This window comes from Tyzzerella sp. An114 (assembly GCF_002161055.1).
GTDB classification, from domain to species: Bacteria; Bacillota; Clostridia; order Lachnospirales; family Anaerotignaceae; genus Fimicola; species Fimicola cottocaccae.
Window position 1 is genome coordinate 1 of record NZ_NFLT01000025.1, and the last position, 17,295, is coordinate 17,295.

Here is a 17,295-nt window from a genome sequence, read left to right on the forward strand (position 1 = left end):
CAGTATATTTATTAATCGAGGTGATTTATATGAAAATTGCAATAATTGGTTCAAGAAGCTTAAGTATAAATAACTTAGAAGAATATATACCTAAAGATGCATCTGAAATTGTATCTGGTGGAGCCATTGGTATAGATAATTCTGCAAAAAATTATGCACTATCAAATAATATTAAGTTTACAGAATTTCTGCCTAAATATAATAAATATGGTAAATCAGCACCTTTAAAAAGAAATATAGAAATTATACAATATAGTGATTATATTATTGCTTTTTGGGATGGGAAATCAAAAGGTACAAAATTTGTAATTGATAATTGTAAAAAATTAAATATACCAATAGAAATATATAAAATAAACATTTAATTTTATTATTAACATAACAATATTATTATTAAAAAAATAAAATATATTAATTTATATTAAAATAAGGGTATAGATAAAAACATATCTGTACCCTAAATAATGTTTATTTTACAAATTCATCTTCAGATTTTTCCAATCTGTTGCAACTTCCATTGATACTCCATTTTCTAATGCTTCAAAATATTTTTTACCACAATGAATTTTTAACTGCTCTTTAGCTATTAAATCCATAAAATTTGTACTGCCTTTTATTTCTAAAATGAAATACATTTTTTCTTCACCATTTCTTGTTAAATATACAGCCCAATCCGGATTATATATTCCTATTGGTGTTTCAACATCATGGAAACGACTTGGTATCTTAAAAAATATTTTTACATCTAGGTCATTATCTAATGCAACAGCAAATGGTTTTTCAATCAAACTACTATCATAAACTATATAATCATAAATACTATGTTCTACTTTTACTGCGTTTTTATCTAAATTAGCAATAAATTCTGATGAGTCAAATATTTCTTGAACATAATATTATTCACCATCAAGCTTAATATATTTAATTCCATCAATAGCTAAATTGTGACGATAAAACTGTATAATCTCTGTAACTTGTTCTAAAAATGCTTGTGGATTATTTAAAAAATCCTGACAACGACCACTTTTAATTAATATTTCATTTATAGTTTTTGGTGTCAAAAGAGTTTCATCACTAATCCGTGTAATAATATCCGGTAAACTTTATCTTTAATAATAGTATTATATGTATCATCATCAGCAAGAGTATTTCCCTTAGTATCTTTAAACTTACCTTTTTTATCTTTATCAGAACTTAAAATACATATTTTTGATTATATTGAGTGTTTCTATAATTCCAGACGTCCTCATTCTGCCAACAATATGCTTTCACCTAATGAAAAATAAAGACTTTTTTATGACAATTCTTCTGCTTAAGTATAAATTTTAATAACTTTATTTCTCTTTTTTTGTCTAATTTATTGACTATAGTCCATTATGATTTATTACCGACTATATAGACTTTTACAACATCTATTTTAAAGTCTTTGTTATAATATACCGACATAATCTAATCCTCCTTGAATAATTAATATTAATATATCATATTATTCAAACAAAATATTGCAATTTTAGTATATCAGTATACGAAGATTTTTTCTGCTCGTGAGTTAGTATTTTATCGAATAATCTATTAAGATTAAATAACACTTACAATATTCTATATACTTCAATACTTATTTATAAAAGTAATTTTCTAAAATTATCTTTTATTTGCATATAAAGCACTGCTTTGTCGATATTTTTTTTAAGTGAAAGATATGCTATAAGTTCATTAACAAAAACCAAATTATAATTCAGATCAAGTCCAACAGTAAACGGGGCGTCGCTTTCTAATATTATTCTTTCAATCGGAATCTTATCAATAATATTCCTTCCGTTCTGATTTTTTATCATTTGTTGATTAATTGAAAAATAATATCCACGAGACAATGCAGTCGCTAAATTATGTAAGCTGCCTGTATACCAATGCAATATCACTTTTCCTTCAAATTCATAAAGAATACTTAAACAATCAGATTCCGCTCTTCTAGAATGAACACTAACTATCTTTTTTTTATCCTTTTGGCATAAATTGACTATTTGTCTAAATACTTCTCTTTGTTTTTTTCGATTTTCTTCACTCTTTATCGAATAATCCAATCCAACTTCACCGATAAAACGGGTAGTTTGAAGAAAATCCTTAAAAATATCAATTTGATCTTCATATTGACTTACTAATTCCGGATGAAAGCCTAAGGCTAATCTTATATATTTATAATTCCAATCCTCTCCATAATATCGCTTATACAAATCTGGTAAGTTAGTAACTGCAATTGTATACGACTTATTCTCTTCGATATAATTCAACACATCTTGTCTATTTTTATATAAATCAAAATGCATATGTGCATCCATATTAAACTTCGTCATTTAACGCCTCCAAATATGTTTTTAATTCATTCATTCCTCGCACATATAAGTCTGCATAATTTATAATGTTATCAGTTATTGAGCCACTTGATTGGATAGTCATAAATGCATATTTAGGATTAAAATGTCTCAATCCTAAAAGATATGAATTCAAATTAATTTTTGAAACCTTACCTCCGGTAAATTTATTATCTCTATATGAGCTTTTATCTGTCATTCCCGCACGCAAAATAGCTGCTTGTCTTATTACGCATGGTAAACAGTATCCACAATGTCGAGCTTCTGTTTCTTTTTGCATTCTACCAATATCCGGATGAGAACAAGACATTGTGTTTTCTAAGTTATTCTTTACAAATGTCTGATTTCTACATTCTAACAACATTTCACCTTTAGTTTTAAACTGATATGGATTTACTAATCTTACTGAAATGTTAATAAGCCCTAATAATTTTCGAAAAAGAGCCATATAATGTGGATGAGTTGTTCTTGTACTACTTGTTCCTATACGAGAAAATGTACTAGGTATATTTAATGAAATAAATCCATTTTCCGGTATGATCAAATCAACTGATTTTTTCAAACATGAAGCAACAGCAATTGCATGTGAAAAAAACATAAAAGAACGAGTTCTCGTAGTATCTTCAACACCAGAAACAACTTTTGCATAATATTGGTGAAAATCTCTTGATTCCAAAGAATACTGATTGATGAATTTTTCTTTAAGAATATCCTGAAACTCCTTAGTTCCTTTTCCGCCACCATAGTGACTTACAAATAATGTTTTTTTATTTTCACTTTCAAGTAAGTCAATAGCTCCTATAAAAGAATCAATCCCACCCGAAAACATACAAAGTTGCTCATAATCCTTCGCTTGTTGTTTAGATTTTTCCCACTTTTCATGTTTCGCTTTTTCATTTTCCGTCTGTTCTCTTTTTCTAAAGATAAAAGTCCATTTATCTCCACTTAAAAATCCTAACATTTCCTCAAGAGTTTCCTTAGCCTTTTCCCATAGATCATATTCAAGTACCGGAATGTAAATTGTTAGTTCTCTACTCCAACCATCAACCGCATTGTTTCTTAAACAGAGCCTATCTGCTGCAAATGCACTCAGCGATACATATAATAAATCTAGAGCTTGTTGGCTGTACCAATATGGCAATTTATTACGATTATCCCAAAATGTATATGAAAAGGAGTTAGGATTAAAAAAATCAATAGATGTTGCTTGTTCCGCTGTCTCAAAAGTATCTGTTTTATCTATACGACAAACTATATTCATACAATTCCCTCCAATACACCTAAACATCGTTCATACAGACTATTCATTGTAGAATGAACATCTTGATTGATAATATCACCTTGTTTGTCAAATTCAACATCTACAATTCCCATAATCATATCTTTGAATTCACATTCTGTAGCATAAGCATCTTCAGAATTTGATATATACATTTCCAATCGACTACCTAAATCATTCATCATTGTAATCCAAATGTAAGAACCCACATATTCTTTAAGGACACCATTCATTAATTCTGGAGGCATATTATTGATACATTTTATATCCATCTCATTAGCTTCCACATAGTCATAAATCCTTGACAAAGCCATCTGAGTGGCTTCTTTTGCCACAATATCTTCCTTTGTATTTGAATTTGGTGCTATCACATCAACTAATCTTGAAAAAATTTCTCCAACTGATTTTCCTACATATTGAATACCTAAGCTCTTAAAAGTTGATTCAATACCATTATTAACAACTCCATTGAAGAAACTACCAATATTCGCTCCGACTTTTTTTCCAGAATATGAGTGCGATGCCATTCTACTTGATCCACCCGCTGCTCTTACATATTGTCGAGCAATATGTTTAATAGAACTGTATGTACCTCCACTTTTAATGTACTTTGACATATCTGACTTTACAGTTTGCCATTTCACTGGCTCTGAAGAAATTTTTTGTTCTTCCTGTGTAGATTCATAATCTTCTGGGAGTAGTGGATTTCTATCATTTCTACCATTAAAAATACTTGATGTACCCATCTTTTCTCTCCTACTGTATTAGTTTTTTATTAATTTTTCTATCGCACCTTGTAAATCAGGTTTTTTCTTTCCCCACTTAGAAACGATTTCTAGAACTTCAACTTGTTTATTGGTCTCATTCGCAAAATCAGCAATATACCCTGCACAACCCAACGAAATTTGTGAGCCACTGAAAGATTGTAAACAGCTAATAGTATCATTAGTTAATTCTGTTCTCTGTCGTGCAAATAGTAAAAATGCTTTAACTATTTCTTTATTTATATTTGTTTCGGTTAACATTGAAGAATTCATAGCTTCTATAATCAATGCCGCCTCATTGTTGGACAGATTCTTCGATTCTTCAATTGCTTGTTTTATTTTAACATCCGATTTCGACATAAGTAAATCTAATATGTTTTTACCTGCTGGTGATAATACTGAAGATATTTTACTTATTTTTTCATCTAAAGATGTTCTTGTGAAATAAAAATAAGTATTTAAGTTTTCACCAGATAATTTAGGAACAATTTTGCACCAATTTAAAAACCAAGTATCTTCTCTCCAAATTTTTAATTCAGCAGCTTTTTCCGGCGTTCCATTTTCAAATAAAGATAATTCTGTACTAAGTTTATTGTTGGCAGCCATTTCGGCAATTTTATTAAAAATTCTTGGCTTAATATATTCTAACATCATTATTTTAGCAAGAATCTTTCTATTTAATTTTTTATTCTTGTATGATGCCATTTGAAGCCTCATATCCATCGAATTTAAGAAACGCTTACATTGACGAGGGTTGCCATGTAGACCATTAGACAAAACAAAGGCAAGTTGATTCGCAACAGAAAGTGATTCTACTACCTTTGTATGTACAGCTATAGTATCTTTAAATAAATCGCTAACAGAATTCATCTTGAATTTTTCAAAATCTTTGTTTTTCTCTTTTACTGTCCAAGATAGTACTTTTTGAAAATTTTCTTTGTCTAATTCAGATTGTAAAAGTAAACATGCTATATAGATTTCAACCTCATCCGCATTTAATCGTGGAATACGAATTGGATATTGAATTAACTTTTCAAGATATTCTTTTCCTATGTCAATTTGAATTCCTTCAATATCTTTAAATTTACTCTTAACAGCATACGAAATATGACGCTCGTCGGCACCAATAATAAAAGCAACTTTACCTTCAAATAGAAATAGCTTTATTGCTTCTAATGTATCCAATATAGTATCTGGTCTACATCTATCCAACTCATCAACAAAAACAACTAGACGACTAATCTTTGATTCTTCCAACAAAGTTGCAAATTCTTCCTGAAACTTTCTAATGTCCTCACGCAATTCTTTATTATTTAATTCATCAGATATATTAGAATAAATTTTTTCCAACTCAGAATTTTCTATGTTATCTTGAGCTTTTTTATAAATTTGACCAATTGTAATACCAAGCAAAGAAGTAATTCCCCCAGTCGTCAATAAATCAGTTCCATACTTCAATGCTCCTTTGACGAGTTTAAACTTATCAATACTTTTATATAAACCTTTAATAATGTCTTTCGCTTTTTGAGATAAACTTTCTTGTTTACTTATTTCGTCAAGTATTGTGCCTAATATAGCTGTTTTTGCGTCTTCATAATTTTCAAAAAGCCAACCGTTAAATAGCAAACACTTGATTTTCTCATCAACATTTGTTAAACGCTCTTTACACATATACATTAAACTTGACTTTCCACTACCCCAATCGCCATAAATACCAATGCTCGCCGGCAAAAGAGTATCATCCATGATAATACTTTGAACTGTTTGTATCAAATAATCATAATCAAGAAAATCAAGTTCAGTTTCACTATCTTTCCACATACAACCAAGTCCTTATATCTTACATAATCATCACATGTTTATTTACTCATATTGAACTCTATTCTCAACCAAATATTTAAAGCTAGAATTTAAACGAACTTCATCATGGGAAATTAAGACATAAGTCCAAGGCTTTCCTTGATTTTGACCATTCCACTCTGACGCAGCTTTACAATATTCTTCAGCAGCCTTTGCTTTTTCAAGAACATCTTTACTATTAATCTCATTGCTTGCTTTCGTCTCAATCATAAAAATTTCATTATCTGTTTCTACAATAAAGTCAGGTTCATATCTACTCATACCACTTGGACCATAATAAATATTGAACTGCTTCGGTGAAGGTCGCATCCATTTATTTACTGCTTTATCATTCTCTAGAACAATTGCAAATTTACGTTCTGTATCACTGTCAAATTTATATAATGTGTGGCAAGCTTTTTTAAATCCATTGAAAACCTTAGAACGCACTTTGCTTGCTGGTATAGTTGCTCGTAAATCATATATTTCATCAGATTTTATTTTACAACCAAATCCTGTTTCTATACGTGAAAAAGGACGCATTTCAGTAGCTCGATATTTAACTTCATTTGTATAAAAATGTTGCATCATTTGAGCATAGATTAAATCTGCAATAGTAGTCTGACGCTGATACATCACTTCTATAGCATCTTTTTCTGACAGATAAGTACAGAAATGAGTTTTTGCTTCTCCGACAAGTTTATAAAGCAAGTCTGCACAAATTGAATAATCTATATTATCATGAACAATAATATGTCTTACTATTTCGTTTTCAACAGTGTCAACTCTTGTTAAAGCTGATATCTCAGGATTATATTCAAATGTTTCTCCACCTTCACGAAGTTCAGTTCCAATCATTGATTGATTTGATGGATGCCAATTCATATTTTTTGTTTCTAAATTAAAATCTACAAAACCACGTTTTGTCTCGTTAAAAGGTTGAATAACAGTTTGTGGAATAGGAATAATATAATCAGTTAATGCTTGAACACAAGTATTGATTGCTTTTTCAACAACTGATGTTAATGTTTCTGGGTTTAAGTTCATATGTGGGAACTTTTTAATAGTTTCAGCAACAACAGTCTTATGAATAGATTCTCGTATTTCTGGATCTTTCACAGCATTGAAAGTTTTAATCTGACGATTTAACTCTGTCACACTTGTTGAAGTATATGAAGCAACAAACTTAGCAACTTCCTTTACCTGTTCTTCTACTTTTGGTTTTTCCTGAGTAGTGATGGCTGCGTAAGTAGGAGTCTCCATTAATGTAAAAGCTAATTGTTCTGTGAAACTTACATCTTTAATAATTGAATCATAAGTTGTAGGCATTTCTATAGTTTCTTTTGGACCTTCAGTTTCTTGTTCAGCATCATCAATATAATATATTTTTCTAACAAGAGATTCTGGATCATTTGCCAAATTTATAATAGCTTCATATTTATCGTGACTCACAATAGATAAACGGTCAACTTCATCAACACCAGTGCGTTCACCATATGGAAGACGTAAACCACGTCCAATTGTCTGTTCAGTTAAAGTTTCAGAAGCTGAAGCACGTAACGGAATAATAGTATATAGGTTTGTTACATCCCAACCTTCTTTCAACATATTAACATGAATAACTATTTCAATCTTATTATCTGGATTTTCCAGTGATAATAACTGTTCAATATTTTCATCTTTTTCAGCACCTCTCTGTGCAGAGTTAATTTCCATAACCTTGTCAGCATAGTAACCATTAAAAAAATCATTAGATTTGATATATTTCATAATCTCTTTTGAATGGTCAGTATCCCTAGCAACAACAAGAACAAAAGGTTTTACTACTGGTTTGTCAAAAGTACGAGCATAAATTTCCAACTTACTTTTAGTATCTTCGTGCAAACGAAGACCATCATTTAATTTCTCATGATCAAGCTGTTCCTCCGTATATTCTTCTGGCCTAAAATCCTTACGAGTAAAGACAGCCGGAACCTTTACATATTTTTCATCATTTAATGCATGAGCAAGAGAATATTCATAAATAACATTTTTAAATGGTATTTTTTTTGCACCTTTTTGAATCTGAGGAGTTGCAGTCAACTCAACACCAAGAATAGGACGAAGTTCGTTAATAACATCAAAACTTTTGTCAGCATGATAATGATGGCTTTCATCCATAAATATACATAAATCAGGAAGTGATTGAAGGTATGAGAAATATGATTCTCCAAGCACTTCGCTTAATCTTTTAATTCGTGCAGGTTGACCAGCTTTTACTTTACTATCAGAATTTAACTTTGAAATATTAAATACATTAATGGTAACATCATTAACAAATGACTTCATTTGTCTGAATTCATCATAATTTTCACCATCAACAATACGAGGTGGATTAACAAATAAATCCAATCCTTTAAAGACATACTTAGGATTTGAAGGATTTCCAAGATCTGATTTTAATTTTCTATAGATTGTAAGGTTAGGTGCCATTACAAAGAAGTTTTTAATACCTTTTTCATAACGAAGATAGGCAATACATGCACCCATAAGTCTTGTTTTTCCAATACCTGTCGCTAACGCAAAACATACAGAAGGGAAATCTCTTTCAAAAGAACTAAGTGTTTTGAAATATTCCTGAGCGTTTTTTAAATCATCAGCATAAAAATCTGAAGCTATAGAAGAAGCTTTATCGTGAAGAAATTTGTATTTCTTTTCAATTGTAGATAGTGTATTATATTCTTCTTCATTATCCAAAATTATTTGCTGCATTGTTGTAGGATTTTTTTTCAAACTAATAATATCGCATAATCTCGCAAAATAATCTAAACTTTCTTCTTGCGGTGGACGTAGAGCTAGAACATTACTAATATATTTAGAGTGATAAGTATAATATTTTTCGGTATAGGATTCTTTAATCATCTTCCCATTCCTCCTCATCAATTATTGGAATATCAACCACATTTAAGTTATAGTTATCTACCCCATACTCACATTTATCAAGAACAGACTGTGGAATTTTCTTTACTTGAATATTGTCATAACGTTTATCAAGTCCAACATCAAAAGCAGGAGCACAAATAAGCAATCTTTCCATTCCATTTATATCTGACGCAATGCTGTCTAACATTTTAGAATCCAAATAGTTAGTTGTTACATAGATATAACTATTATTTTGGCTATAACCTTGTTTCCAAAATATATCTCTATCTGGCGAATAAAAATATCCATTAAGTTTTGCAATTGCCGCAATTAGCATATTTGAATTATATTGACTTGAAATAACGGGATTACCATACCTATCTTTTTCAATTAAAGAGGGGGCAAGTTCATAAAACTTATAGCCTCCTCCTCCTTGCCATTTATAGGTTTCAGAAATGCCAAAGCCTTCACCATCAATTACTCTATCCATTCTTGCTTTACAATGTGAGTAACAATGCTCGCCCAACTCAATACCTATCCATTTTCTTTTCATTTTATGGGCAGTGGCTGCTGTTGTTCCTGAACCCAAAAAACTATCTAAAACTAAGTCTCCTTCTTTTGTAGTAAGTAGCAATACTCGTTCAATAATAGCTTCCGGCTTTTGACCACCATTAAAATCTGAACGTTCTTTGGACATAGGATTAATAACTTTAACATCAGTCCATACATTACTAATTGGTTGACCTTTGTATTCATCAAGAAATATTTTTCTGTTGATAACTTGACTTTTTTTCTCTGGAAAACACAATCTACCTTCAGCGTCCCATTGTTCCATCAATTCTCGTGAAATCGAATATCCTTTAGTAGGAGTTCTATAACCTTTATAATCATAAATTAGATTTTCTCGATAGTTAGGGCTTTGTATAGGTGACTTCATAAATTTTCGCCCATTTTCATCAACATTATTGAATCTCTTACGTATATATTCTTGCGTATTTTCATCGTCAAGAGAATAAATTGGGTATATAGTATAGTCACTAGTTTTAGAATACCACAGTATGTAATCATTAACAGTGTTTAACCTGTCTTTTGGATTAGCACTACCACCTCTTCTTTTCCAAACAATAGTATTTATAAAATGATTTCTTCCAAATACTTCATCCATCAAAACTTTTAAATATGCCATTTCATCATCGTCAATTTGAACAAAAATAAACCCATCATCCCTTAGTAAAGATTTCAACAATTCTAAACGAGCTTTCATTAAATTAAGCCAAATACTATGTTCTAAATTATCATCATAATGTTCAAAAGCTGCTCCAGTATTATAAGGCGGGTCTATATAAATACATTTTACTTTTCCTGTATATTGTTGTTCCAATGCTTTTAAAGCAAGCAAATTATCCCCATGAATAAGCATATTTTCTGTGTTAGGATCTCCATAATCTTTTGAGGGATCGTGAAGTAAGATACGTGGCTCTATTTTGGGTTCTTTACCTTTTCCAATCCATGTTAATTCTAATCTTTGCATTTACAATTCCTCCATTATTTTATCTTAAAACCAATGGTCATAATATGAGTAATCTTACTATTACCTTTTAGTTTTTCACGAATTTCATCTTGAAGACGTTCATTCATTTCATCAATTTCATCTTCACGTTTATTAATATCACGTTCCATTATCTTTCGTTTTTTCTTCATTTTTTCAAGTTCATCTTTTATTTTAAGCATTTCTGAAAGAGGTAAATTGGTGCTTGCCCTAAATTCTTTATTCTTTTCAGTAATTGCTTTCTTTAAATCTTTAAGTTCTCGCTTAAGCCCTTCTTTTAAATCCTCACTATAAGCATCTAGTTTATCGCATTCTTCGATATAATATTTTTTATTATTTTCTTCAACTTGCTGTTGCTGATAAACTATAAGCTCTTGTCTATGTTTTATGAATTCATCAGATTCCACAGGGCAACCATCAATAATATTTCCTTGTAGTTCCATCATATTGTTTATAAGTTCTTCGTCAATTATAGTTCCATCTTTACATTTCACAGTAAATATAAGATGTTCTTCTTCACCAATACCCTCATAAGATATTTTATCTATAGAAAGCATACCCTCTAATCCTATATGTGAATCAAAAAATGCAATATGCCTATCAGAATTACCTGTATAATCAAATTCAATTGTTACAGAACTTAAATTATGTTCTTTTGCTTCATTTAACCATTCTGTGTATAATTTATCATCTTTTCTAAGAAATACATCTCCATATTTCTCCGCTGATTTCCAATCAAGATTATAGTTTTTATATTGTCCTTGATTACAGACACGAAAACGCAAATGACCAATAGGTTCAACTCTGTTTGCACCATGAATAAGGAAAAAGTAATAAAGCCAACGAGTATACTTATCCATACTAGCAACTGTACTTGTATGACAATCTTTTAACTTCGCAGCAACATCTTCATCAAAATTCTCTAAGATAGTTTGACGAGCTTGTGTCATCTTTTCATTAATTACTTCAGACATTTCTTTTTGTAATTCATCAAACTCTCGTGTAATTTCATCAGAAGTTTTACATCTCTGATAAATTCCTGCAATACGCTTTTCAAAATCAACACCTGATTCAATAGAACCAAGAACCTCATCAGAAGAACCAAACACACCACTAAAAAGTTTAAATTTTTGATCAAGCAACTGATATACTCTTACATCAGCAGCATTCTTTCTATTAAGAAAATTGATAACTACCACATCATTTTTCTGACCATATCTGTGGCATCGACCAATTCGCTGTTCAATTCTTTGTGGATTCCATGGAAGGTCATAATTAACAAGTAAACTACAAAATTGAAGATTTATACCTTCAGCTGCTGCTTCTGTTCCAATTAAAATACTAGCTCTATCTTTGAATTCTTCAACAACTGCTGCTTTAATATCAGCAGTTCGAGATCCAGAAACTCTACCATCATTTTTATGGCGTTCTTTCCATTCATTAAGTATTCTTTTTGAATCAGCATCATTATTAGAACCATTAAGAAAGACAATCTGACCTGCATAACCGTTATTTGATAACAAATTATATAAATAATCTTGTGTTCTTCTTGATTCCGTAAATATTACAGCCTTTCTTTGTCCGCCAAGTTTTTCTGTTTCTTCAAAACCTTTATGTAATGCTGTTAAAAGATTTTCACCTTTAGAATTTTCTGTAATACTTTGTGCTAAACGAGCATATTCTTCAAGCTGTGCTAATTCTCGCATGATACCTTCTCGGTCTCGAATTAATTCTGCAGTTATATTCTCCTCATCATCAAATGATTCTTTTAATTCATCAATAGTATCATAGTCTTCAATATTTAAATCACTTTCAACACCCAACAAAAGATTATTTAATCTTTCAATTAATGAATTTAATGTCCCTGAAATTGCAAATGAAGAAGAAGCTAATAGTTTTCTAAGAACCATTGTAATAAGTGTACGCTGTCCTTCAGGAAGTGCATATAATTTATCAGTCTGTAAATAATCAGAAATAAAATTATATAATTTTTCTTCATCTGGAGAAGGTGTGTACTCTTGCAAAATTGGAATTCTATTTGTATATCGAACATATTCTATTACTTGCGAACGAAGTGTTCGTTGACAAAATGATTGTAATCTTTTCTTAAGATTGTTATTACGAATCTCCGTATTATTAACAGCAACATACATTTCCCTGAATGTTTTAGCATCACCAAAAACATAATCATCAATAATACTTACTAAACCATATAACTCCATAAGATTATTTTGAAGTGGAGTTGCAGTTAATAAAAGTTTCTTTTTTCCTCCAAATGCTTTCTTAAGTTTGTTACCTGTAATATTACTAGTTTTGTATACATTTCTAAGTCTATGTGCTTCATCCATAATAACAAGATCCCAGTTTACTGCTTTTAATTCTTGTGCTTTACGTGATGCAAAATCATAAGAACAAATAACTACTTTATTAGAAACTTCAAATGGATTTATTGAGCCATTTTTTCTAAGATGATTAAATTCTTTGGATTCCATAATAATAGAATCGATATAAAATTTATCTTCAAGTTCTTGTCTCCATTGCATTCTAAGAGAAGCTGGAACAATTAATATAATTTTCCTTTTTCTTTCTGCCCAATACTGTGCAAGTACAAGACCTGCTTCAATCGTCTTCCCTAAACCAACTTCATCAGCTAAAATAGCTCCGTTGCTAAGTGGTGATTTTACAGCAAACATTGCCGCATCAACTTGATGTGGATTTAAATCTACTTTAACACCTGTCATAGAAGATGCTATAGATTCAAAACTAGAATGTGGTCTTTTTAATTGTATTTGCTCAGCAAAATATCTTGATTGATGTGGTGTAAAATTTACCATGCTAATACCCTCACTTTATTTATCTTCTCCAAATTTTAATATATCTGAAATATCACACTTAATTTCAACATATATTTTTTGAATAATATCCATATTAACATTTTCATTTTTTCTAAGTTTAGTTATTTATAAAATACAAATACCTGCAAGTATCTATAAATCTTTTTTTCATATCTTTATAGATTAATAAATTCAAAGTTTGTTATATGTAACCGACATTTTTTTACATCTATTGAAATATAATCTTAATTTTCTTGTTGTTATTCTTTACTTTAACATATTAGTTATTCATTTTCAATTGCCATTACTTTAATAAAAATGTTTTAATGAGAACAAAAGCTTTCCAAAAAACTTAGTAAATTTAGTTTTTAAAGAACTGATAAGTAATATAAATAACATATATTTTATTATTTTTTGATTTTTTATTTAACTTTACATCAATATTTATTGATAAATATTATCTTTCAAAATATTATTTAACATTTGATATTACAGTCATTAAGTATATTTTAAAAATTTTCTAATAAGTATTTATAATATTTATTAAAAAATCAAATTATATCAATTTTTGTGAAAAAGGAAAAGTTTTCGTAATCAATATATATCTACTATATATAAATTAATACATAATAAAAAGTTCTGCCAAAAAAAATGACAGAACTTTTTAAATTCAATTTTAATATATTATTCCTCATCATCATCTTCAAAAAGTTGATCCCAAAAGTTATTCCTATAGGCATTATCTAATCGCTCTTTTTTTTCTTCATACCAGTCATCTGGCTGTTTTTTTGATACTCGTTTTATACCATTAGTAGAAAAATTTAATTCTCCCCCTGTTCCTTCACCAGTTTCAATATAACCATCATAACCATAACGTACTAAACTTCCTTTTTTATTAATCAAATCATAAGATACAATTTTAGAATTTGCATAAGGTCCTGAGTAATCATCTTCTTCAATATTATATCCAGCATCTTCAAAACCTTCTATTGTAATTTTAGCTATTTCATCCATAGAGTTAATCTCTTTAATTTGTTTTATAAAGCTACTCTCTTCTGTAAAAACATTTATAGAGCAAAACTCATCATCATATTCATCGTCACTTTCCAAACCTTCTTTTACAGACTCTATTATAATCTTTACTAATTCATCAATATTTTTACTTTCTGCCCATTCTTTTGGAGATTTTCTTACTGAAAGACAACTATAATCTGTTCCTCCTTCACAGTCACTTGCTGCTTCAAACTCAATAGTTTTTCCATTTTTTAATTCAACTTTTAATGTTAGTAAAAATGAACTACTACTTGAATTTGTCACGAAATCAGTTCTAAACTTCATATTAATGTACCTCCTTTGAAAATTTTACGCTCTTTTTTATCACATAAAACAATATCAGGCATAAGTGGACAACCACCTTTGCATAATTCACTATTATTACAATCTGGACAAGCTCTTAACATATTTTCACGAAATTTTTCAAATTCTTTACTGTTCCATGCCTCTTCTATATTTTTATCTCTTAAATTCACTTTATAAATCTGATTTTGATCAAAACTACAAGGAAGCATAATCATATCTGCACCAATATAGCAACTATATCTTCCACCTTCACAAGTATCAAAAGCTTCTGGTACTATATTCTTACAAAAATTAATAGCTCCTGGAACATTACAACTGTCCATACCTATTTTAAATGGATATTTTAAATCTAATAACTCAAAAAATTTTTTAACTTTAGGATTTGATATTTTCAGCATATTTTCTTTTAAACCCATTCCTATTGGTTTATGTAATAGAAATATAACTGCGTTTATTCCTTTTGGAAAATCATTATTATACAATCTTTCTATTGCCTCATCGATACTATTATTACCTAATACATAATGAATATTTGTTTTAACACCTGCTTTTAAGAGCATATTTATTGCATTATATGTATATTCACTTCTATACCAACTAACAGCAACAGCTCCACAGTACTCTTTACACAGCTTCGCAATTTCTGGTGTCATACCATAACCTGATGTTGTAAAGTTAGGAACAATATTATTTTCTTTACATACTTTAAGTATATCTTCAAAATTTTCGTGTTGGTCTGGATCTCCTCTACCTCCTAAAGCAAATTGATTGCATCTTCCACTACATTGTTCTGCGATCCATATAAAATCTTTTAATTTCATATTAGGTTTTTCAATAGTTAAACCACTTTGATAACAACCTATTCCTGCTTTTACACATAAACCTGTCTTTCCATGAACACAGTGCCCCATTATACCAACATCTATTAAATGCGGAAAAGATGCCATAAAGGGATCTATTCCTGTATCTTTTCCATTTTTGTCTATAACTCCACTTCTAACATATGCTCCTGTTTTAGTATCAAATGCGGTAATAAATCTATATTTTTTATCTATAATTTTATATTTCAAAATATCCCTTCTTTACTTTTAAAGCAATATAAAATTAATCATATTTAATCTTCTTTAGAAAAAGTTAAATTATAGTGACTTACAATTTCTTCATCGCTCATATTTTTTAAAACTTTATTATAGTAATCTTCAAATCCTGCACATTCATAATATTCTTCAAGTTCCTCTATCATAATTTTAATATCTTTTGACATAATATTTATCTCCTCTCTTTAATAACTTATTTATTAAATTTTATATAAAATATTTTGGTATACTTGATAATTATTTCATAAGTTTTATTATAAAATTCTTCTTTGTTTTGATAATACTCATTTACAACCATTTTTTCCAATTTAATTACATTCCTTAAACCTGAACCTTTCACAATAGATTGGTATTTATCTAAATATTTAATATTTCCAGTTAGTAATCACTTTTATATTATATCATATATAGAGTTTATTATCACTTAATTAAAAACTTTACTAGTCATCTGTCTAGATTGAAATTTTATTAATAAATAATAACTGATGGTATTTAAAGTCCATCAGTTATTATAATAATGCTATGCATTTAATAGTTGACTACTATTATATTTCATGAAATATACAAATAATTTATATATTCAAAATATTATAACTCAAATAAAAATAAGTATATGTATAAAAATTTTAGTATTTTATATAACTTTAAAAATTATTTTCTTTTAACTTCAACAGAAAACTTCATTTCTCTAACAATTATAACCCATCTAATTATTGACGAAATACTATCTTTTAAAATATCAATTATATCTTTTCTGTTAAAATCAATATTTTTGATCATATTAATAACACTTTTAGCCTTATTATAAATCTTCAACGTCTCTTCATCTTGTAAATATATATTAATATTTACATAAGGATATTCTTTAACCCCTTTATCATTTATGATAGCTTCCGAAACAAAAAGTTCTGTTAAGATATATTTCAAACAACAGAAAAACTTTCTTTTGTAAGAATTAGGCTCTTTATCATAACTTATTTCATTTATAAATATAACAGCCATCGAAAGAGCATTATATCTTTTATTTATCTCAATAAAAGAAGGATAAAATCTTGAACTTTCATCAATATTCATTTCTTCAGCTCTTATAACACGCTTTTCATAATATTCATAAAGTTCTTTGATATCTGTATTTATTGTAATATCCATATAATTCTCCTATCTTTATACTGCATATTTAATTATATTCTTTTTATTTATAAAAGAAATATAACTTTTAACTACATTTTTTATATCATAATTCATTTCTTTATTACTATATCCTCTGCATTGTATAAGTTTATCATTTTTAAGTTCTATTGTAT

16 protein-coding genes are annotated in these 17,295 nt (G+C 28.9%); 2 read left to right on the plus strand and 14 right to left on the minus strand.

Features of this window, described 5'->3' with window-relative positions; all coding sequences use genetic code 11:
* The first annotated feature begins 29 nt into the window (after positions 1–29).
* Positions 30–365 carry a hypothetical protein gene (locus B5E58_RS12135; protein WP_088109922.1) on the plus strand — a complete coding sequence of 112 codons (336 nt, stop codon included), beginning with the start codon at positions 30–32 and terminating at the stop codon, positions 363–365.
* Positions 366–473: 108 nt separating this feature from the next.
* On the opposite strand, the gene B5E58_RS13815 is transcribed toward B5E58_RS12135, so the two are convergent.
* Entirely contained in the window at positions 474–881 is a 408-nt protein-coding gene (locus B5E58_RS13815; protein ID WP_330395652.1) for a restriction endonuclease, read from the minus strand.
* A 15-nt stretch (positions 882–896) separates the two neighbouring features.
* Complete coding sequence (locus B5E58_RS13820; protein WP_242956673.1) at positions 897–1,061, minus strand: hypothetical protein; 165 nt, start codon at positions 1,059–1,061, stop codon at positions 897–899.
* A 54-nt stretch (positions 1,062–1,115) separates the two neighbouring features.
* On the opposite strand from B5E58_RS13820, the gene B5E58_RS14050 reads away from it, so the two are divergent.
* A complete protein-coding gene (locus B5E58_RS14050; protein ID WP_443080083.1) occupies positions 1,116–1,286 on the plus strand; it encodes an IS3 family transposase in 171 nt (56 codons plus the stop codon).
* A 333-nt stretch (positions 1,287–1,619) separates the two neighbouring features.
* On the opposite strand, the gene qatD is transcribed toward B5E58_RS14050, so the two are convergent.
* The 12 genes from qatD to B5E58_RS12195 form a co-directional block, all read right to left on the minus strand.
* The gene (gene qatD / locus B5E58_RS12150) at positions 1,620–2,351 is read right to left on the minus strand and encodes a Qat anti-phage system TatD family nuclease QatD (protein ID WP_088109923.1); all 732 of its coding nucleotides are present in this window, start codon (positions 2,349–2,351) and stop codon (positions 1,620–1,622) included.
* Positions 2,338–3,630 (minus strand): Qat anti-phage system QueC-like protein QatC, encoded by a 1,293-nt coding sequence (qatC, locus tag B5E58_RS12155; RefSeq protein WP_088109924.1) that lies wholly within the window; start codon positions 3,628–3,630, stop codon positions 2,338–2,340. The genes qatD and qatC overlap by 14 nt, the downstream gene beginning before the upstream one ends.
* Positions 3,627–4,175, minus strand: a complete 549-nt coding sequence (locus B5E58_RS12160; RefSeq protein WP_242956674.1) for a hypothetical protein — start codon at positions 4,173–4,175, stop codon at positions 3,627–3,629. The genes qatC and B5E58_RS12160 overlap by 4 nt, the downstream gene beginning before the upstream one ends.
* Before the next feature lie 237 nt (positions 4,176–4,412).
* Positions 4,413–6,233: a KAP family P-loop NTPase fold protein gene (locus B5E58_RS12165; protein WP_088109926.1), complete on the minus strand. Its 1,821-nt coding sequence runs from the start codon at positions 6,231–6,233 to the stop codon at positions 4,413–4,415.
* 42 nt (positions 6,234–6,275) lie between these two features.
* Positions 6,276–9,152, minus strand: a complete 2,877-nt coding sequence (locus tag B5E58_RS12170) for a DEAD/DEAH box helicase family protein (protein WP_158097759.1) — start codon at positions 9,150–9,152, stop codon at positions 6,276–6,278.
* The gene (locus tag B5E58_RS12175; protein WP_088109928.1) at positions 9,145–10,683 is read right to left on the minus strand and encodes a site-specific DNA-methyltransferase; all 1,539 of its coding nucleotides are present in this window, start codon (positions 10,681–10,683) and stop codon (positions 9,145–9,147) included. Before B5E58_RS12175 ends, B5E58_RS12170 begins: the two co-directional genes overlap by 8 nt.
* Positions 10,684–10,697: 14 nt before the next feature.
* Entirely contained in the window at positions 10,698–13,535 is a 2,838-nt protein-coding gene (locus B5E58_RS12180; RefSeq protein WP_088109929.1) for an SNF2-related protein, read from the minus strand.
* A 15-nt stretch (positions 13,536–13,550) separates the two neighbouring features.
* Positions 13,551–13,661 (minus strand): helix-turn-helix domain-containing protein, encoded by a 111-nt coding sequence (locus B5E58_RS14055; RefSeq protein ID WP_443080084.1) that lies wholly within the window; start codon positions 13,659–13,661, stop codon positions 13,551–13,553.
* A gap of 558 nt (positions 13,662–14,219) precedes the next feature.
* A complete protein-coding gene (locus B5E58_RS12185) occupies positions 14,220–14,873 on the minus strand; it encodes a hypothetical protein (protein ID WP_088109930.1) in 654 nt (217 codons plus the stop codon).
* Complete coding sequence (locus B5E58_RS12190; RefSeq protein ID WP_206608583.1) at positions 14,870–15,964, minus strand: SPASM domain-containing protein; 1,095 nt, start codon at positions 15,962–15,964, stop codon at positions 14,870–14,872. The genes B5E58_RS12185 and B5E58_RS12190 overlap by 4 nt, the downstream gene beginning before the upstream one ends.
* Before the next feature lie 44 nt (positions 15,965–16,008).
* On the minus strand, positions 16,009–16,158 hold the full coding sequence (locus B5E58_RS13535) for a hypothetical protein (RefSeq protein ID WP_158097760.1): 150 nt from the start codon (positions 16,156–16,158) through the stop codon (positions 16,009–16,011).
* 484 nt (positions 16,159–16,642) lie between these two features.
* Complete coding sequence (locus B5E58_RS12195; protein WP_088109931.1) at positions 16,643–17,140, minus strand: hypothetical protein; 498 nt, start codon at positions 17,138–17,140, stop codon at positions 16,643–16,645.
* Positions 17,141–17,295: the final 155 nt, after the last annotated feature.